Origin of the sequence: Collinsella sp. TM10-22, from assembly GCF_003466125.1 — a bacterium.
GTDB lineage: Bacteria > Actinomycetota > Coriobacteriia > Coriobacteriales > Coriobacteriaceae > Collinsella.
Window position 1 is genome coordinate 236,164 of the sequence record NZ_QSOC01000004.1, and the last position, 18,611, is coordinate 254,774.

Annotated in this window: 14 protein-coding genes and 3 tRNA genes; 13 read left to right on the plus strand and 4 right to left on the minus strand. The window is 60.1% G+C overall.

The window, feature by feature from the left end; translation table 11 throughout:
* The first annotated feature begins 60 nt into the window (after positions 1–60).
* From lysS to DXD94_RS05845, 4 genes are all read left to right on the plus strand, one after another.
* Entirely contained in the window at positions 61–2,025 is a 1,965-nt protein-coding gene (gene lysS / locus DXD94_RS05830) for a lysine--tRNA ligase (RefSeq protein WP_117763504.1), read from the plus strand.
* Positions 2,026–2,595: 570 nt separating this feature from the next.
* Positions 2,596–3,189, plus strand: coding sequence for a DUF2798 domain-containing protein (locus tag DXD94_RS05835; protein WP_117734290.1), 594 nt, complete (start codon positions 2,596–2,598; stop codon positions 3,187–3,189).
* Positions 3,190–3,374: 185 nt separating this feature from the next.
* On the plus strand, positions 3,375–6,017 hold the full coding sequence (locus DXD94_RS05840) for an ATP-dependent Clp protease ATP-binding subunit (protein WP_117763505.1): 2,643 nt from the start codon (positions 3,375–3,377) through the stop codon (positions 6,015–6,017).
* A gap of 326 nt (positions 6,018–6,343) precedes the next feature.
* Positions 6,344–7,801 carry an aminoacyl-histidine dipeptidase gene (locus DXD94_RS05845; RefSeq protein WP_117743099.1) on the plus strand — a complete coding sequence of 486 codons (1,458 nt, stop codon included), beginning with the start codon at positions 6,344–6,346 and terminating at the stop codon, positions 7,799–7,801.
* Positions 7,802–7,927: 126 nt separating this feature from the next.
* Here DXD94_RS05845 and DXD94_RS05850 read toward each other — a convergent pair whose 3' ends face one another.
* The 3 genes from DXD94_RS05850 to DXD94_RS05860 all read right to left on the minus strand — a co-directional run bounded on the left by DXD94_RS05850 (position 7,928) and on the right by DXD94_RS05860 (position 10,367).
* Positions 7,928–9,232 carry a type II toxin-antitoxin system HipA family toxin gene (locus tag DXD94_RS05850; protein ID WP_117763506.1) on the minus strand — a complete coding sequence of 435 codons (1,305 nt, stop codon included), beginning with the start codon at positions 9,230–9,232 and terminating at the stop codon, positions 7,928–7,930.
* Positions 9,233–9,664 (minus strand): helix-turn-helix domain-containing protein, encoded by a 432-nt coding sequence (locus DXD94_RS05855; RefSeq protein ID WP_117734294.1) that lies wholly within the window; start codon positions 9,662–9,664, stop codon positions 9,233–9,235. It lies immediately after the preceding gene.
* Positions 9,665–9,788: 124 nt separating this feature from the next.
* Positions 9,789–10,367, minus strand: a complete 579-nt coding sequence (locus tag DXD94_RS05860; protein ID WP_117763507.1) for a manganese efflux pump MntP family protein — start codon at positions 10,365–10,367, stop codon at positions 9,789–9,791.
* A 378-nt stretch (positions 10,368–10,745) separates the two neighbouring features.
* Here DXD94_RS05860 and disA point away from each other — a divergent pair, with 378 nt between their 5' ends.
* The 6 genes from disA (at position 10,746) to DXD94_RS05890 (ending at position 16,207) form a co-directional block, all read left to right on the plus strand.
* The gene (gene disA / locus DXD94_RS05865) at positions 10,746–11,786 is read left to right on the plus strand and encodes a DNA integrity scanning diadenylate cyclase DisA (RefSeq protein ID WP_370448123.1); all 1,041 of its coding nucleotides are present in this window, start codon (positions 10,746–10,748) and stop codon (positions 11,784–11,786) included.
* Positions 11,786–12,514 (plus strand): 2-C-methyl-D-erythritol 4-phosphate cytidylyltransferase, encoded by a 729-nt coding sequence (ispD, locus tag DXD94_RS05870; RefSeq protein WP_035137545.1) that lies wholly within the window; start codon positions 11,786–11,788, stop codon positions 12,512–12,514. Before disA ends, ispD begins: the two co-directional genes overlap by 1 nt.
* Positions 12,504–12,998: a 2-C-methyl-D-erythritol 2,4-cyclodiphosphate synthase gene (gene ispF, locus DXD94_RS05875; protein WP_117734297.1), complete on the plus strand. Its 495-nt coding sequence runs from the start codon at positions 12,504–12,506 to the stop codon at positions 12,996–12,998. Before ispD ends, ispF begins: the two co-directional genes overlap by 11 nt.
* Positions 12,999–13,001: 3 nt before the next feature.
* The gene (cysS, locus tag DXD94_RS05880) at positions 13,002–14,468 is read left to right on the plus strand and encodes a cysteine--tRNA ligase (protein WP_117763509.1); all 1,467 of its coding nucleotides are present in this window, start codon (positions 13,002–13,004) and stop codon (positions 14,466–14,468) included.
* Positions 14,469–14,611: 143 nt separating this feature from the next.
* A complete protein-coding gene (rlmB, locus tag DXD94_RS05885) occupies positions 14,612–15,526 on the plus strand; it encodes a 23S rRNA (guanosine(2251)-2'-O)-methyltransferase RlmB (protein WP_117763510.1) in 915 nt (304 codons plus the stop codon).
* A gap of 3 nt (positions 15,527–15,529) precedes the next feature.
* Positions 15,530–16,207 (plus strand): NYN domain-containing protein, encoded by a 678-nt coding sequence (locus DXD94_RS05890; protein WP_055285223.1) that lies wholly within the window; start codon positions 15,530–15,532, stop codon positions 16,205–16,207.
* Positions 16,208–16,234: 27 nt separating this feature from the next.
* Here the strand turns inward: DXD94_RS05890 and DXD94_RS05895 are convergent, their stop codons facing one another.
* Entirely contained in the window at positions 16,235–17,575 is a 1,341-nt protein-coding gene (locus DXD94_RS05895; RefSeq protein ID WP_117763511.1) for a DNA-binding protein, read from the minus strand.
* 223 nt (positions 17,576–17,798) lie between these two features.
* On the opposite strand from DXD94_RS05895, the gene DXD94_RS05900 reads away from it, so the two are divergent.
* From DXD94_RS05900 to DXD94_RS05910, 3 genes are all read left to right on the plus strand, one after another.
* Positions 17,799–17,873, plus strand: a tRNA-Thr gene (locus DXD94_RS05900).
* Positions 17,874–18,441: 568 nt separating this feature from the next.
* Positions 18,442–18,523: transfer RNA gene (locus DXD94_RS05905), tRNA-Tyr, on the plus strand.
* Between the two features lie 10 nt (positions 18,524–18,533).
* Positions 18,534–18,609 (plus strand) — tRNA-Thr (locus DXD94_RS05910).
* Positions 18,610–18,611 lie beyond the last annotated feature (2 nt).

An 18,611-nucleotide genomic window follows, 5' to 3' on the forward strand; every position in this document is an offset into this window, starting at 1 on the left:
GTATGTTTTCGCTCCCCGGGACCGAATCCTGGGGAGCGTTTTAATTTGAGGAGCTAACTTATGGCAGAGAACCAGAACGCCGCCGATCAGGCATCGACGCTCAACGACGAGCGCGCCACCCGCCTGGCCAAGCGCGCCGCCCTGTTCGAGGCGGGCCAGAACCCCTATCCCGAGCACTCTGAGCTTGAGGACTACGTCGCCGATATCGAGGCTAAGTACGCCGGGCTTGCCGATGGCGAGGACACCGAGGACGTCGTGAAGATCGCCGGCCGCGTGGTCGCCAAGCGCGGTCAGGGCAAGATCATGTTCATCGTCGTGCGCGATGCGACTGCCGAGATTCAGCTGTTCTGTCGCATCAACGACATGGACGAGGCTACCTGGAATACGCTCAAGGCCCTCGACCTAGGTGACATCCTGGGCGTGACCGGCGTGGTCGTGCGCACCCAGCGCGGCCAGCTTTCCGTTGCCCCAAAGAGTGCGACCCTGCTTTCCAAGGCCGTTCGTCCGCTGCCTGAGAAGTTCCACGGTCTTTCCGACAAGGAGACCCGCTATCGCCAGCGCTATGTCGACCTGATCGCCAACGACGACGTTCGCGAGACCTTCCGCAAGCGCTCGCAGATTCTCTCCACCTTCCGCCGCTTTATGGAAGCCGACGGCTACATGGAGGTCGAGACCCCGATCCTGCAGACCATCCAGGGCGGCGCCACGGCTAAGCCGTTCATTACCCACTTCAACGCGCTCGATCAAGAGTGCTACCTGCGTATTGCCACCGAGCTGCACCTCAAGCGCTGCATCGTCGGCGGTTTTGAGCGCGTCTTTGAGATCGGCCGCATCTTCCGCAACGAGGGCATGGACCTCACCCACAACCCCGAGTTCACCACCATGGAGGCCTACCGCGCCTTCTCCGACCTCGAGGGCATGAAGGCGCTTGCCCAGGGCGTCATCAAGGCGGCCAACAAAGCCATCGGCAACCCTGAGGTCATCGAGTACCAGGGCCAGACCATCGACCTTTCTGGTGAGTGGGTCAGCCGTCCCATGACCGACATCGTCTCCGACGTGCTCGGCAAGCAGGTCACCATCGATACGCCGGTTGAGGAGCTTGCTGCCGCCGCGCGCGAGAAGGGCCTGGAGATTAAGCCCGAGTGGACTGCCGGCAAGATTATCGCCGAGATCTACGATGAGCTGGGCGAGGACACCATCGTCAACCCCACGTTCGTGTGCGATTACCCCATCGAGGTCAGCCCGCTTGCCAAGCGCTTTGAGGACGACCCGCGCCTGACGCACCGCTTTGAGCTGGTTATTGCCGGTCACGAGTACGCCAACGCATTCTCCGAGCTCAACGACCCGGTCGACCAGGCTGAGCGCTTTGCCGCCCAGATGGCTGAGAAGGCCGGCGGCGACGATGAGGCCATGGAGTATGACGAAGACTACGTGCGCGCCCTCGAGTACGGTATGCCTCCCGCGGGCGGCATCGGCATCGGTATCGACCGCGTGGTCATGCTGCTTACCAACCAGGCTTCCATCCGCGACGTGCTGCTGTTCCCGCACATGAAGCCCGAGAAGGGTTTCCAGTCCGGTGCCGCTGCCGCCAAGGCTGCCGAGGCCGGCAACGCCGCGAGCCCGTTCGTCAAGCCGCTCAAGCCCACGGTTGATTATTCCAAGATTGCCGTTGAGCCGCTGTTTGAGGAGTTCGTCGACTTTGATACCTTCTCCAAGAGCGACTTCCGCGCCGTGAAGGTCAAGGCATGCGAGGCCGTCAAGAAGTCCAAGAAGCTGCTGAACTTTACGCTCGACGACGGCACCGGCACCGACCGTACCATCCTCTCCGGTATTCATGGCTACTATGAGCCCGAGGACCTGGTCGGTAAGACGCTGCTCGCCATCACCAATCTGCCTCCGCGCAAGATGATGGGCATCCCCAGCTGCGGCATGCTCATCAGTGCCATCCACGAGGAGGAGGGTGAGGAGCGCCTCAACCTGATCCAGCTCGACGCCTCCATCCCCGCCGGCGCAAAGATGTACTAGGGGGTTACGGCGGTTTACCAAACGCCGTAACCGCTCGACGCTGCGCGCCGCCCAGAGCGACAATTTGTCATTCAAAAGGCAAGGCATGACCAGAAGGTCTACGCCTTGCCTTTTTCATGCCAACTTGTTCGCCCTGGACGTCGCTCGCTGTTGGTCCCATTACATCGGCGTTGACATTGTTGTTGAGTAGTCGTTGGGGACGTTCTTAAACGACTGGTTATTTAAGAACGTCCCCAACGACTACAACGCACGAGAGTGGATAATCTCCCACTTTTGGCGCGTATGCGGACTTAAAACGGGAGATTATCCACTCTCGTGGAATGGGTGTCCGATAATCCACGCTCGTTGGGCCGATGCGGGCGCATCTGCCGTCCTGCGCGAATGACTCGGCATCTTCATAAACCCAACGCTTACGAAGCGCATGCGTTTCGTGCTAGGCTGGTTCCACCACATAAGTAGTCGCAGACGCACGTAACACGGGCGGGCGAGATGAAGTCCCAACAGCTCCATCTCGCCCGCCCGTTTTTGTTGGCGGCGCCGCGACGCAACACAGAGAGGAATCTGCCCTTTATGCCTATCAACAAACGAGAGAGCTTGCTGTTCACCTTTATCATGTGCTTTTGCATGGTGCTCTGGATGAGCATCTACAACGTTACCCTGCAGCATGGGGCCATCAACGGCGAGGTTGTTGCCGCCGCGTGGCTCAGCTTCCCCGTTGCCTACATTTTTGCCATGTGCTGCGACTGGTTTGTTGCCAGCCCCCTTGCCAAGGGTTTCGCCTTTAAATTCCTGGTCACGCCATGCAAGAGCTCGCCGCTTGCCATGACGCTCGCCGTTAGCTCCTGCATGGTCGTTCCTATGGTCATCATCATGTCGCTCTACGGTGCGTGTGAGGGCCTGTTCCACATGCCCGGCGGCCCGCTCGCCAACCTGCAGATGCTGCCGATGATGTGGCTCATCAACATCCCGCGCAACTTTGTCATGGCCCTGCCTTGGAATCTGCTGGTGGCCGGCCCGGTTGCTCGCTATGTCTTCCGTCGAGCCTTCCCCATGGGCACGGTTTTTGAGGAGCAGCATATGGAGCTCGTGCGTATGCCGGGCGCTCCCGCTGCCGATGCAGTCAATGACGTTGCCGAGAGCATGGACGTTGAGCCCGTCTGCTAGACAGCAGCGCAAAACCAAACCGCCAAGCGGACCAGAGCGATTCCTTTTTTGTAGACGTTGTCGCGCGGCTACGGGTGGGAAAGGTCCCAACGGTTAACATATACTCCATATGGGTAAAGAGACCAAAGCGCCGCCACGAGTGGCGCTTTGCGTTTGAAAAACTAGCTCGTCTAAGAGGAACTAGCATGTTAGACCGTTTTACCGATCGCGCGCGCAAGGTCATGTCCATGGCCAAGCAAGAGGCGCTCGATCTTCATTCAAATAAGGTGGGTACCGAGCATCTGCTGCTCGCGCTCGCCAAGGAGGACGAGGGCATTGCCGCCGAGGCGCTGCGTTCGCTCGATATCTCCTACGACGACATCATGGACACCCTCAAGGAGGTCCAGACTACCGTTCCCGAGTCCAGCGAGGAAACCGAGGCCGCCAAGCTCGCCTTTACGCCGCTCGTCATTAGTGTGATGGAGCGCTCCTTCCGTGTGGCACGCGAGAACAACCAGACCTATGTGTCGACCGAGCACTTGCTCATCGGCATTGTCGAAGAGGGTAACGGCATGGCCATGGACATCCTCATGCGCCTGGGTGTGTCGTCTGCTTCCATCAAGAAGGCCATCGAGAAGCTTACCGCCAAGGACCAGGACAAGAAGCGCCCGCTCGCTGGCGCCGGTGCCGGGCGTCCCGGTGCGGGTCTGCCGTTCTTTAGCGGCTCGGACGCCTCACAGCAAAAGGGGAGCGGCACCGACACGCTCAAGCAGTTCGCCACCAACCTCACGCAGAAGGCGCGCGACGGCAAGCTCGATCCGGTGATTGGTCGCGAAAAAGAAGTCCAGCGCATGATGGAGATCCTTTCGCGCCGCACCAAGAACAACCCGCTTATCCTGGGCGACCCCGGCGTGGGCAAGACGGCCATCGTCGAGGGCCTGGCACAGCAGATCGCCGCCGGTAACGTGCCCGAGAACCTTATGAACCAGAACATCTGGACGCTCGACCTGCCGGGCCTTGTTGCGGGTGCTAAATATCGCGGTGAGTTTGAGGAGCGCCTCAAGAACGTGATCCAGGAGGCAACCGAAGCCGACGACGTCATCCTGTTTATCGACGAGATGCATACCATCATCGGTGCTGGTTCCGCCGAGGGCTCCATCGATGCAAGCTCCATGCTCAAGCCCGTGCTTGCGCGCGGTGCCTTCCAGATTATCGGCGCCACCACGGCCGAGGAATTCCGCAAGTACCTCACCAAGGACCCGGCCTTCGAGCGTCGCTTCCAGACCATCGATGTCGAGGAGCCGAGCGTCGAGGACACGGTCAAGATCCTGACCGCGCTCAAGCCACGCTACGAGGAGCACCACCACGTTCGTTACACGCAGGGTGCCATCGAGGCCGCCGCGAACCTTTCCAACCGCTACATCCAGGATCGCTTCCTGCCCGATAAGGCCATCGACCTCATCGACGAGGCCGGTGCCCGCGCTCGCATCGCCGCGAATCGCGCGCCCGAGCCGGTGCGCGAGGCCGAGCATCGCATCGAGGAGCTCAAGGCTGCCGCGCAGGAGGCCACCGAGAGCGACGACATGAACAAGGCCGCCGAGATCACCGAGCAGCAGAAGGCTGCCGAGATTGAACTCGCCGAGGCCAAGGCCGCCTGGGCCGCCGAGCTCGACGCCAGCCCGCTCACCATCGACGTGAGTCAGATTGCCGACATTGTGTCCGTGACTTCGGGCGTACCGGTTTCCTCGCTCACCGAGAGCGAGAGCCGTCGCCTGCTGCAGACCGAAAGCGTGCTCAAGACCCGCATCATCGGCCAGGATGAGGCAGTCGAGGCCGTCGCCAAGGCAGTGCGCCGCAGCCGTTCGCCGCTCAAGGACCCGCGTCGCCCCGGCGGCAGCTTTATCTTCCTGGGTCCCACCGGCACGGGCAAGACCGAGCTCGCCAAGACGCTCGCCGAGTACCTCTTTGGCAGCAAGGACGCGCTCATCAGCTTTGACATGTCGGAGTTCGGCAGCGAGTTCGAGGTCTCCAAGCTCATCGGTAGCCCTCCGGGTTACGTGGGCCATGACGAGGGCGGCCAGCTCACCAAGGCCGTGCGCCGTCACCCGTACTCGGTTGTGCTGTTCGACGAGATCGAGAAGGCGCACCCCGACATCTTCAACATTCTGTTGCAGGTGCTGGAGGAGGGTCGTCTGACCGATAGCCAGGGCAAGACGGTCGACTTCCGCAACACGGTGATCATCATGACGTCCAACGTGGGCGCCCGCGAGATCGCACAGGATGCGAGCGTTGGCTTTGGCACCACCGGCGAGCAGGGTCTCACGTCGAGTGAGATCAAGGGCCGCGCGATGGGCGAGCTCAAGCGCCTGTTCCGCCCCGAGCTGCTCAACCGTATCGACGACATTGTGGTGTTCCAGAAGCTCTCGGGCGAGAATCTCACCAAGATCGCGCACCTGCTGGTGGACGATCTGCGCCAGCGTCTGATCGCAAACGGCATGAACATCAAGCTCACCGATGCGGCCTACGACAAGATCGTGGCCGAGGGCACTGACCTCACCAACGGCGCACGTCCGCTGCGCCGTGCTATTCAAAAGCTCATCGAGGACCCGCTGTCCGAGGAGCTTCTGGCCGGCGAGTGGGGCGAGGGCGATACCGTCCTGTGCGACGTGGCCGATGGCAAGTTTGTCTTTAGCCACGGCACGGGCGAGATCCCGGCACCGCGTCCGGCAGGCACGCTCGGTGGCGATTCCGCCCCGGCGGCACCGCACATCGGCAACGCCGCGCCTGTGAGCAGTGGCGTGAGCTCGGGCCCCGGCGGCATGATGCAAGCCGGTTCCGGCGCGCTGTAGGGCGTAACAAAAACCTTGTGTCCACGAGGGCGTTCCAAAGGAGCGCCCTTTTTCTGTTGGAAAGGCCCCTTCGTTCAAGGTAAATCTCATTAAACATACCAACGGCGTATGCATAAACGCTGATCAAGTGTTGAGGTTGATTGAAGGGTCCAACGTCCCTTCGGCACTGCCCGTCTAAGATGCTTTATCTTGATAAAGTGGCGTTTCCTCACCGTTAGCCGATGATGCAAGGGCGCTCGGCGTTTTCGACTGGTTTATGCACGCAAAGTCTGGGAATATACAAGTCGCATATCTTACTGTCTAACCAGTTGCGCCAAGGAGGCACCATGGACTACAAGATTACCGGCTACGAGCCCGCCCAGCTGTTCCATTTCTTTGAGGAGGTCAGCGCGATCCCCCGCGGGTCTGGCAACGAGAAGGGCATCAGCGATTTCCTGGTTGCGTTTGCCAAGGAGCGCGGCCTCGATGTGTATCAGGACGAGGTCTACAACGTCATCATTCGCAAGCCCGCATCTGCCGGCGCCGAGAATGCCCCGACCGTGATGCTGCAGGGCCACATCGATATGGTGTGCGACAAGTTGGGTTCCGTTGAGCACGACTTTACGACCGATGGAATCGACCTGGTCGTCAAGGATGGCGTCCTCACCGCCAACGGTACCACCCTGGGTGCCGACAACGGTATCGCCGTCGCTCTGATGCTCACTGTTCTCGATGACGATTCGATCGTTCACCCCGCCCTCGAGTGCGTATTCACCACCGACGAGGAGACTGGCCTGGTCGGCGCCGAGACGCTCGACAAGTCCCAGATTAGCGCCCGCACCATGATTAACCTTGACTCCGAGGAAGAGGGCGTTGCTACCGTCAGCTGCGCCGGCGGCGTCGTCGTTACCTACACCTGCCCGATCGCGCGCGAGCACAAGACCGGTAGTACCCTCACGCTCGACATCTCCGGCCTGCTGGGCGGTCACTCCGGCGGCGATATCCACCTGGAGCGCGGCAACGGCAACCTCATCATGGCTCGCATCATCGACCGCCTGATGGTTGCCGGCGAGCCTGCCATCGTTAGCTTTAACGGCGGCACCAAGGACAACGCCATCAACCGTGAGTGCAAGGCTGTTCTGGTCTATGCCGACCACGCTGCCGCCGAGACCTCGGCCCAGATCGCCCGTGGCATCATCGCCGACGTTACCGCCGAGCTCGAGGTCTTCGACCCCGGCTTTACCTGCACCGTCGAGATTGCCGATGACGCCGAGGTCGAGGCCATGGACCAGAAGTCCGCGCTTGCCCTCATTCGCGCTCTGCGTCTTGCCCCCAATGGTGTGATCCGCCGCAACGTCGCCACCGACGGCTCCGTCGAGGTTTCCTCCAACATCGGCGTGGTTGCCACCTCTGACGACCAGGTCAAGATCATGCTGTCCCCGCGCTCCTCGATCACCTCGCTGCAGAACGAGTTCAAGGACCGCCTGCAGACGCTGGCCGATGTCTTGGGTTTCGACGCCAAGTTTGAGTTCGAATATCCCGGCTGGAGCTATGCCGAGCATTCGCCGGTCCGCGACGTCTTTGTCGAGAGCTATCGCGAGCTCTTTGGCTCCGAGTTGCGCATCGAGTCCATTCACGCCGGCCTTGAGTGCGGCCTGTTTGCCGAGGCCCTGCACGGCCTGGACGCCATCGCCGTGGGCCCGACGCTCTCCGATGTCCACACCCCGGACGAGAGCATGGAGCTCGCTTCTGCCGAGCGCTTCTACGAGCTGCTCATCGACGTGCTCAAGCGCCTCGCCGCGTAAAGGTTGCGCTAGCAGCAGTCCGAGCCACGTGCTAGCGGATTGCAAATGACAATACGAGAGGGGGCACCCGAGCTTTTGCGACGGGTGCCCCCTCTCTTCTTTTAGGAAATGTGAATTGATTGGCGCCTAGCCCATATCCGCCTTGATGAGGTCGAGGGTGCGCTGGCAGTTTTCGCGGACGGGGCCGAGCATATGCTCGCGCAGGTCCGCCATGCCGGGCAGGTCGGCATATTCATCCATGATCTCTTCCATGCAAATGGGTACCTCGTAGGCGAGGTCCATCATGGTCGCAAAGCAAAACTTCTCAGATAGCCCGGCATCGGTGAGCGCCGTCTCCAGCGCGGGGTCGCCCATACCGTGGTATCGGCGGATAGCACCTGGACCGATGCGCCCCACACGATTTTCGCCGCCAACGCTCATAGCAAGGCGTGCCCGACGTCGCATGCTCTCATACGCCAAGCCCGATGCGACATCGTACATGGGTGCGAGCGCCGCGTTTGTGCCTTTGCCAAGGACGAGCGAGTAGTTTTTAGCGTGTGCGTCAGGCGCTCCGATAATGGCGTTATAGAACAACATATAGGTAAAAAGCACAAGATTCATGTGGTGGGGGACTGTTTTAATCAGTCGTTCTTGGATGTCTCGTGTGGTTGGTCCTCCGTCGGCGGTGTATTTCTGGCTTGGCAATACACCGAGCGCCTGGCAAAAGTCCTCCTGATGCAGCCTTTCGATATTTCCGCCGCTATTGACCATTCTGTCGTACCGTTCAACGACGAGCGCGGCTTCGTCTTCAAATGTGCAATAGGAGACGTCGGCAGTTGGAATGCCAACACGCCGAGCCGTTTTCATGCAGACGAATTCGTTTAAGGCCTGATGTTTGAACCCAACGACACCATTTTTGAAGATATGGGTAGTGGGGGATGACCCTAGACATTCGCACCATTGGCCATCATGCCAAGCTAGTGCAAATTTGCCTTGATTGCCGCCCAGGGACCAGCTTTCGTTGGAGCCCATCCATGTCTCTCTTTCGTCATCGCGGATTGCTTTGAGCTTATGAGCGATTTGAGAATTGGTAAGCGGGCGGTATGCGGAGACCCTGCCACGGACGGCGTCTAATTGATCGGTTCGACAAAACTGAACGGCCCCCGCGCAGTCAAGACCGATATGGCACAAGAGGGCGACGGGGTTGTTGGATGCAACGTCATGCTCGGCGGCAATAGCGCGACGCTGCTCTTGACTGTCGGGCAAAAGGCCAAATAGGAACGGGCGGACGATGTTATGGCCATACGTGCGATTGGAAAGCGGCATTGTTAGCGATAGCGGTGCTCCGCGATAGGTTGGGGCGTATACAAAGCTGCAGAGTCCATGCTCGTCTTGCCGGAGAGTGCCTGCGATTTCGCCACAAATGAGGGTCGCAAGCTCCATCTCTGCCATTTATTTCACAACCTTACAGCCAAAGGAGAGGTCTGAAGTGTCGGAAAGGCCTTGCTCGGCTGCGATTTGGGCCAGCAAGGCACCATAGGAAGATGGCGTTCCTTGTCGGGCGGGTCGTCTGCCTACACTTGGCTTGGGCAGGGCATTCGAGTTCGCGATAGGGAGGTCCGCTATCGTCGTCGGATGTTTAAAGGGTGATGCGATTGGGTCGTTATCGCTTTGCACAAAGAGACTTATGCCGAGTGCGTTAAAGACGGTCAGCAGCTTGTCGAGTCGAATGCCAGTGGCGTCTCCTAGCTCGAGCGATGCGAGCAGGCGCTCCGAAACACCGGCCATTTTAGCGAGGGCGGCACGGGTGAGACCCTGAGCCTCGCGTGCCTGACGCACATAGATGCCAGCTTGCCGCGGTGTGGTGATGGGAAGGGTATCCATGGCGATCTCCTAACGTGCAGACTTTTGCATATCAGTATGACATGCAAAAGTCTGCACGAAAAGGCATTATGTAAAACTCTGCATGAGACCTCTACATTGACGTTGAGCTTATGAGAGGCGTTTTTTATATCGCGAGAATCCCCAGATGCTCAAGCAAGATCTTAAGCCCGATGAGGATGAGCACGACGCCACCCACGATGGTGGCAGGCTTTTCGTAACGCGCGCCAAAGGTGTGGCCGATCGCCACGCCGGCGATGGAGAAGATAAAGGTCGTGATGCCGATGAGCGACACGGCGGGCACGATGTCGACCGAGAGCGCGGCAAATGAGATGCCCACGGCTAGGGCGTCGATTGAGGTAGCGATGGCGAGGATCAGGTACTCGACCAGGTCAATCTTTTCGGCATCCTTGCCGTCGCCTTCATCCTCGTCCTCGGTAAATGCCTCCCACAGCATTTTGCCGCCAATGAAGGCGAGCAGGATAAAGGCGATCCAGTGGTCGATGGGGCCGATGATGCCCATGAATTGACTGCCAAGCGCCCATCCGATTACGGGCATGCCGGCCTGAAAACCGCCAAAGAACAGGCCGAGCACCACGGCGACCTTAAGGTTGATCTTTTTCATGCCGAGACCCTTGCAGATGGATACGGCAAAGGCGTCCATCGAAAGGCCAACGGCGAGCAACACGAGCTCTGCGAGTCCCATAGTCTGGCTCCATCTCTGCGGGCGAACCCGCGTGTACTTCTGGCGGGGGAGCAACAAAAAAAAGACCCATGGCGTACGCGCTGCGCGCACAACCACGAGTCTCGTTCATTAAGGCAAGCCAGACCGTTTCGGCCAGTATGTTGACTTACCGCGCCACCGGAGGCGAACCCGGTCACGCGACTACTCCCTCATTCATGTGAATCCCGATGCTACCACATAAGCAGCTCATTTGGGTTGGGGCTCTCAGCTGTGTTCGCTCATTCTGTAAGCATCGGATTTCGCAAGCGCCGCAGGGACAAACCGTGAGAAACTATTTAGCGTTTATGGAGCGTACACGATGGGAGCGATGCCTTGGATAAGAACGAGCTGCAAAAGCGTATGGAACAGGCTATTCGCCTGACGGCACCTGGCCAGCCGATCCGCACCGCCCTCGATATGATCATCGCCGGTCACCTTGGTGCCCTCATTTGCGTCGGTGACACCGAAAACGTGCTCGCTGCTGGTAACGACGGCTTCCCGCTCAACATTTCGTTCACCTCGAACCGTCTGTTCGAACTCTCCAAGATGGACGGCGCCATCGTTATCGACGGCGACCTCACCCAGATTCTGCGCGCCAACTTCCATCTCAATCCCGATCCCTCGCTCGCCACGAGTGAGACGGGCATGCGTCACCGTACTGCCGCTCGCATGTCGGTGCTCACCGATGCCATCGTGATCTCGGTCTCGGCCCGTCGTGCCGTCGTCAACGTGTACGTCCACGGCAAGAGTTACGAGATCCAGCCCGTCACCACCATCATGAGCTCGGTCAACCAGCTCGTCGCCACGCTTCAGACCCCCCGCCAGTCGCTCGACCGCTCCTTGCTGCGCCTGACGGCCCTTGAGCTCGACGACTACGTCACGCTCGCCGACATCACCGGCATCTTCTCGAGCTTCGAGATCATGCAGCAGGCAAAGACCGAGCTTAAGGATTGCATCGTCAAGCTGGGTAATCAGGGCAAGCTTGTGCAGATGCAGCTCGAGCAGCTCGCGGGCTCCAGCATGGATACCGAATACGACTTGATGATCCGCGACTACGCAAGCGATTCCTCTGAGGCCAACGCCGAGAAGATCCGCGCCGAGCTGAGCCGCATGACGCCTAAGGACCTGTCCGACCCGCAGCACGTGGCGGCAGTTCTGGGCTATGACGACCTGGACGAGGATTCCGTCATGACGCCGCTGGGCCTGCGCACGCTTTCGCGCGTGTCCGTCGTGCGCGACGGCGTGGCCGAGAAGATCGTCGACGAGTATGGCTCGCTGCAGGAGCTCATGGACGACATCAGCGAGGACCCGGAGCGCTTGGGCGACTTTGGCGTCAACAACCCTGCCATTCTTGCGGACTCGCTGTACCGCATGAAGGGCACCAAACAGGGGAACGCATAATGGCGCCCGTATGCGCCGTGGTCGTTGCCGGCGGTAGCGGCCAGCGCTTTGGAAATCCCGGCGGCAAGCAGCTCGTTAACGTGGCGGGCCGTCCGCTCATGAGCTGGTCCATCCGCGCGTTCGATCGTAGCGACAAGGTCGGCCACATCGTCGTGGTTTGCCCTGCCGAGCGCCGTGCCGAGATGCGCCGCCTGGCCATCGACCCGTTTGACTATGACACGCCCATCAGCTTTGCCGATGCCGGCGATACTCGTCAGGATTCCACCCGCGCCGGCGTGCACGCGGTGCCGGCGGGCTTTGAGTACGTCGCCATTCACGACGGCGCTCGTCCGCTCATCACGACCGAGGCCATCGATCATGCCATCGATGTGCTCGTGAGCGACCGCGCCCTCGACGGTGTCGTGTGCGGTCAGCCCGCAATCGACACGCTCAAGATCGTCGACGGCGATAATATCGTCGAGACGCCGCCGCGTGAGCTCTATTGGGCCGCGCAGACGCCGCAGATCTTTAGCGTCGACGCCATGAAGCGCGCTCACGCCGCAGCCATTGCCGAGGGCTTTATCGGTACCGATGATTCGTCGCTGGTCGAGCGCATGGGTGGACGCGTCCGCTGCGTCCAGAGCCCGCGCGACAACCTTAAGGTTACGGTGCCCGAGGACCTGCGCCCCGTAACCGCGATTCTGCTTGGCCGCATGGCCGAGGGAGAGGACCTTCCCCATGTTCAGTAACCTGCGCATTGGCCACGGCTACGACGTCCACCGTTTGGTGGAGGGGCGTCGATGTATCATCGGCGGGGTCGACATCCCCTACGAGCGCGGCCTGCTGGGCCACTCGGATGCCGATGTGCTTGCACACGCGCTGGCAGACGCCATTCTGGGAGCCTGCCGCGGGGGAGACATCGGCAAGCTATTCCCCGACACCGATCCCGCCTACGAGGGTGCCGATTCGATGGTGCTGCTCGCTCGCGTGATGGACTATGCGCGCGAGCTGGGCTTTGAGTTTGTCGATGCCGACTGCACCATTACCTGCCAGCAGCCCAAGATTACCCCGCACCGCGATGCCATGCGCGCCAACCTCGCCCATGCTCTGGGCGTTGACGTCGAAAACGTGGGCGTCGCCGCCACTACGACCGAAAAGCTCGGTTGGGAAGGCCAGGGCGAGGGAATCGGCGCCTGGGCCGTCTGCCTGCTACAGAAAACCGTTAAGGAGTAACGAATGCGTATCTACAACAGCGCTACCCATAAAAAGGAAGAGTTCCAGCCCATCGAGTCCGGCAAGGTTCGCATGTACGTGTGCGGCCCCACGGTCTACGACAACATCCACATCGGCAATGCCCGCACGTTCATCAGCTTTGACGTGATTCGTCGCTGGCTCATCGCGAGCGGCTACGAGGTCACGTTCGCCCAGAACCTCACCGATGTCGACGACAAAATCATCAAGCGCGCCAACGAGCAGGGCCGTACGGCTGCCGAGGTCGCGACGGAGTTCTCCGACAAGTTCATCGGCGTCATGCGTGCCGCCAACGTGCTCGATCCCGATGTGCGCCCCCGCGCCACCAAGGAGATCGGCCCCATGATCGCCATGATCAAGACGCTCATCGAGCAGGGCCATGCCTACGCAGCCGATAACGGCGATGTGTACTTTGCCGTGCGCAGCGATCCCAGCTACGGTCAGGTCTCGGGCCGCAACATCGATGACCTTATGGTTGGCGCGCGCATCGAGGAGAACGAGGACAAGAACGACCCGCTCGACTTTGCCCTGTGGAAGGCCGCCAAGCCCGGCGAGCCCAGCTGGCCGAGCCCTTGGGGCGAGGGCCGTCCTGGTTGGCACACCGAGTGCGCCGCCATGGTGCATCGCTACCTAGGCACTCCGATCGACATCCACGGCGGCGGCTCCGACCTTGCCTTCCCGCATCACGAGAACGAGTGCGCCCAGGCCACCTGCGCCTGGCACCAGGGCTTCTCCAACACCTGGATGCACACAGGCATGCTGCTGGTAGACGGCGAGAAGATGTCCAAGTCGCTCGGCAACTTCTTTACGCTGGCCGAGGTCCTCGAGCAGCACTCCGCTGCCGCTCTGCGCCTGCTGATGCTGCAGACGAGCTATCGCTCGCCGCTCGACTTTTCTTGGGAGCGCCTGGAGGGTGCCGAAAACTCGCTCACGCGTATCGCCGGTACGGTCGAGAACCTGCGCTGGGCCGCGAACCATGCGACGGCCGATGCCGATGAGGCAGCATCCGAGGCGTTTGCCGCCAAGGCCGCCGAGACCCGCGCTACCTTTAAGGAGTGCATGGACGACGACTTTAACACCGCCGGCGCCATGGGTGCCGTCTTTGGCTTTGTGACCGAGTGCAACCAGTACCTGGAGCAAGCGGGCGACGCTGCCGACAAGACCGCTGCCCTGGCCGCCGCCGATACGCTGGTCGAGCTGCTCGATACGTTTGGCGTTGAGCTCCCCGAGCCCAAGGTCGAGCTGCCGCTGGGTCTGCTAGGCGTTGCCGCCGGCTTGGTCGCCTACACGGGCGACGACGTGGACGAGGCCGCTGCCAAGATTCTCGAGGCCCGCGCCGAGGCCCGCGCCGACAAGAACTGGGATCTGGCCGACGCCATCCGTGACCAGCTCAAGGACCTCGGGCTGACGATCGAGGATACTGCCGCGGGCACTCGTATTAAGAGTCTCTAGTATTTGTCGACCGCTCGAGGTGCGGCAGATTGCCTTGAAAGAGGAGGGCATAGACCTGGTGGTCATGCCCGACGATTGAAAGGCAAGGTGCCGTGGCTCGGACGGTCGATTCTTGTTCGTTATCTATTTAAGGAGGCCGTTTTATGGCCGACAATCGCAAGCGTGCGTCTCGTGGCGGCAAGCAGGCTGCTTCTGTCTCGCGTCCGATTCGCCGCAATGACCGCACTGCCGCGCCCAAGGGTCAGCGCGATCGCGCCCAGGCCGCACGTCCGCAGCGCGATCGCAACCGCGACGCTGTCCAGGCTCCCAAGGGTGAGTTCATCGAGGGTCGCCGTGCTGCTGCTGAGGCGCTGCGCACCGGTTTTCCCATCAAGTGCGCGCTCATTGCCGAGGGCGGGGAGCGCGATGCCGCCTTGTCGCGCCTGGTCGACGACCTCAACGCTGCGGGCGTCCGCATTAAGTATGTGCCGCGCGCGCAGCTCGACGCACTGTCGAGCCACGGCGCTCACCAGGGCATCGCGCTCGAGGTTGGCAACTTCCCTTACGCCGATGTCGCCGACATCCTCGACCGCGCGGGTGACGGACCGGCGCTCGTCGTCGTGCTCGACCATGTGACTGACGACGGCAACTTTGGTGCCATCGTGCGTTCCGCCGAGGTTGTGGGCGCTGCCGGCGTCATCATCGCCAACAAGCGCGCCGCCGGCGTGACCGTGGGCAGCTACAAGACTTCAGCCGGCGCCGTTATGCATCTGTCTATCGCGCAAGTGCCCAACATCGCCCGTGCGCTCGACGATCTTAAGGCCGCCGGCTTTTGGGTGGGCGGTGCCTCCGAGCACGCCGAGGGCAGCTGCTGGGACGCTCCCTTCGAGGGCCGCGTGGCACTTGTCATGGGTTCGGAGGGTGACGGCATCTCGCGCCTGGTGCTCGAGAAGTGCGACTTTTTGACCAAGCTCCCCCAGCGCGGTATGACCGAGAGCCTCAATGTGGCCCAGGCGACCACCGCGCTGTGCTTTGAGTGGCTGCGCCGCAACGCCGGTGAGCTCATGGGGGAGGAGTAGCGCATGTCCAAGAAGAACCGCGCCAAGTCCAAGGCCAAGCGCTTTGGCGAAGGCTCGGCCAAGCCGATTGTTTCGGCCGCAACCTATGGCGTGGGCGGCAATGCGTTTGCGCAGGCCATCGCCGATCCGGTCTCGACGGTGCACTCCAATAAGCCCGAGCTGCTGGTGGTCGACGGCTACAACGTGATTCACTGCACGCCGCGCTACGAAAAGCTCGTCTACGACCATTCCGATGATCCGTATTCCAGCGACGTCCACGATATGGCGCGCACGGCGCTCATCAACGACGTTGCCGCGTTTGCCCAGGGCCGCTACGAGGCCGTGATCGTGTTCGACGGTGCGGGCAATATCTCCAGCGAGCGCCCCAACCTGCCGGCCCGCGGCGTGCGTATCGAGTTCTCGCCGACGGGCGTCTCTGCCGATACCGTGGTGCAGAAGCTCTGCATCGAGGCGCGCGAGGAAGGCCGCGCGTGCTCCGTGGTGTCGAGCGACGGCACGATCCAGGCCGTTGTCATGGGCAAGGGCGTTACGCGCATCTCGAGCCGCATGCTGGTGGACGAGATCAAACAGATCGATAACGATGTTCACGAGGCAGAGGAAGCTCCGCAGATCAAGATGACCCTGGGTAGCCGCCTGAGCCCCGAGGCCCTGGCCAAGCTCAAGGCGTTGCGCGGACGGTAGGGGAGCTGGCGGGGCAATGCTGCTTTGCTAACTCCATTCAGCGATGTCGATCATTCTTTCGAGGCGCCACGTTAGCGCCTCTTTTAGATAAGGCAGTCTCGCTGCTAGGGCATCGTTTTTAGACAGAATCTCGATTGCCTCGTCGACAAAGCCTTTGAGTTTGTCTCCATCGAACCAGCCCATGTCCTCGACGAGCAGCATTTGTTTGGCGGGGCTTGAATGAAACTGCGCGCTGGTAAAACTGTGCTCTCCCGCCCTAAGCTCCTCAAGAGAAATGTTGCACCAGAGCGATGAGCCCGAATCGAAGATGGGGGCTGGCCTGCAGACTAGTGAGTTGACGTTTCGCACGAGGCCGAAGTTGCGCCAATGACGATCGTAGTTGGCGATGATGTCGTCGCACACGATCATGCGGTCAAGGGCATCCTTAACGCCTGTCACCCCGAGCTCCTCGCAGTTTGCTACATATCGCTCGTAGTCGGTTAGCCGTTCATCTGCGTTTGCGTGCTGGTTTACATAGAACGCAGGGACATACTCTTCTTCATCAGTTAAGAAGACATCGCATATGCTCATGGCGGAAGTGCCCGTGCCCTCGAGCGAGTAAGGCACATAATCGCAGGCGTTTAGGATGCGCCGGTGGAGCGCGGTCGCCACCAGCTCGTTATAAGGTTCTTGGTTCAGGTGCGCTCCTGCCTTATGCAGAATTCGACGCCCGCCCTCGCACGTCCAGTACTTTTGAAGATTGCCGTCCGAGGTGTTATCGGGCTTTGCGGCAGCCGCTTTTCCCTCTGGGGCAAAGGGCGCAATGGACAGCGAGACGTCATCAAAGGCGTTATTGAAGAAGTTGATATCCTCCCAGGCGAGACCGGAATCTTGGGGTCTAATCCAATACTGGTCGGATAGGGAGAGGCCGAGATTTCGCTGTACGAGTTCATCGGGAACATCGACTGCGGCTTCTGCAAGCAGGGAGGTTAGCCCAATGCGTGCGAGTGGGATACCGCGGCCGCGCCACCAGATGCGGAAGGAGTCGAGCGATACGGGTTTGCTGGGAGCAAAAACTCCAATAGGGGCGTGGGCACGATCGACGTCGGCGCCGATGTGGGTGAAGTCTTTCCGTGATCTGCTGTAGACCAGCTGGGCTACTTCGTGCGTGCGGTTCATGAGGGTAAATGCGATTTCGCTTTTCCCATGCCCGCGACGAGGCCGTCCCCCTCTTTTGGTTGCGGAGCGGAGTCGCGTGTCTACGCTGTCTTTGTCGATAAGCCACACGCCAGAAGCCTTGCGGGCGGTCAGCGCGCCGTTCTTAATGAGCTCCTGCACCCTGCGCGGGGTGATGCCGAGCAGCTCGGCTGCTTCCTTTGTAGTCAACATCGCGAAACCCTTCGCCAAAACGAATAGTTTTATATAGCCAATTGTAATTAAAACTATTCGTTCTGGCGAATGGTTTTAAGATTGAGGGCATACTGACAGAAATGAACGGGCCTGGTATGCGCTGTTGCTGGATTTTGCATATTTGTATATCGCCGTGCGGCCTGTTGCGCCCCGTCCGCAATTCCATTATTCTTAACAGGCTTCGCGCGAAAGCGCCAAGTGTGCCAGTGTGGCGCAACGGTAGCGCAACTGATTTGTAATCAGTGGGTTGCAGGTTCGATTCCTGTCACTGGCTCCATGAGAGTTTCGGGCTCTGTTCCTTGTGGGACAGGGCCCGTTTCTTTTTTGTTGATAAGTATCGGGCAAAGCGTCCGTCTCGTCCCCCAATTAGTCTCAATCTGTAACACCAAGACGGTTTAATCGTTTCTAACTGTTACAGAATGAGACGTGAGCTGGGGTCTCTGCGTAATATCTCAATCTGTAACAGATAGGGGAGAAAATGTTCTCTAGATGTTACAGATCGAGACAAAGGCCGGACCGGCTCCAGTCATCCACGCTCGGTCAAGCCAGAGAAGCGCGATCACGACCTATATATAGGTGTAAATAAGCCGGTATCGAAGTTCGATCCTGAAGGTGTACTCCACTACACCAAAGTGTTGCCTCGGGAAATGTCACCAGCGTAGCGAAATTCACCGTCCTTCATATCTAAACCCAACAAAATCGCAGGTCACAGGTATATAGATACGCCCGGCACCGTGTATCTAGAGGTTTTCGTTGACAGCCCCCAAGGTGGCATCGTATTATCTTCTTCGTTCGCGGGGGCGGCGGTCCAAAAGACCAAAGAACCTGCGGATACTTGAACGATTGGGAGTTTGCCCGAGTGGTTAATGGGGACGGGCTGTAAACCCGTTGGCTCTGCCTACATAGGTTCGAATCCTATAGCTCCCACCCGTCAAGTGCCTGTATAGCTCAGTCGGTAGAGCACTTCGTTGGTAACGAAGAGGTCACCAGTTCAAGTCTGGTTGCAGGCTCCATC

Coding starts and splice junctions, on each gene's coding strand:
- lysS (WP_117763504.1), top strand. CDS start 61: ATGGCAGAGAACCAGAACGCCGCCGATCAGGCATCGACGCTCAACGAC.
- DXD94_RS05835 (WP_117734290.1), top strand. CDS start 2,596: ATGCCTATCAACAAACGAGAGAGCTTGCTGTTCACCTTTATCATGTGC.
- DXD94_RS05840 (WP_117763505.1), top strand. CDS start 3,375: ATGTTAGACCGTTTTACCGATCGCGCGCGCAAGGTCATGTCCATGGCC.
- DXD94_RS05845 (WP_117743099.1), top strand. CDS start 6,344: ATGGACTACAAGATTACCGGCTACGAGCCCGCCCAGCTGTTCCATTTC.
- DXD94_RS05850 (WP_117763506.1), bottom strand. CDS start 9,232: ATGGCAGAGATGGAGCTTGCGACCCTCATTTGTGGCGAAATCGCAGGC.
- DXD94_RS05855 (WP_117734294.1), bottom strand. CDS start 9,664: ATGGATACCCTTCCCATCACCACACCGCGGCAAGCTGGCATCTATGTG.
- DXD94_RS05860 (WP_117763507.1), bottom strand. CDS start 10,367: ATGGGACTCGCAGAGCTCGTGTTGCTCGCCGTTGGCCTTTCGATGGAC.
- disA (WP_370448123.1), top strand. CDS start 10,746: ATGGAACAGGCTATTCGCCTGACGGCACCTGGCCAGCCGATCCGCACC.
- ispD (WP_035137545.1), top strand. CDS start 11,786: ATGGCGCCCGTATGCGCCGTGGTCGTTGCCGGCGGTAGCGGCCAGCGC.
- ispF (WP_117734297.1), top strand. CDS start 12,504: ATGTTCAGTAACCTGCGCATTGGCCACGGCTACGACGTCCACCGTTTG.
- cysS (WP_117763509.1), top strand. CDS start 13,002: ATGCGTATCTACAACAGCGCTACCCATAAAAAGGAAGAGTTCCAGCCC.
- rlmB (WP_117763510.1), top strand. CDS start 14,612: ATGGCCGACAATCGCAAGCGTGCGTCTCGTGGCGGCAAGCAGGCTGCT.
- DXD94_RS05890 (WP_055285223.1), top strand. CDS start 15,530: ATGTCCAAGAAGAACCGCGCCAAGTCCAAGGCCAAGCGCTTTGGCGAA.
- DXD94_RS05895 (WP_117763511.1), bottom strand. CDS start 17,575: ATGTTGACTACAAAGGAAGCAGCCGAGCTGCTCGGCATCACCCCGCGC.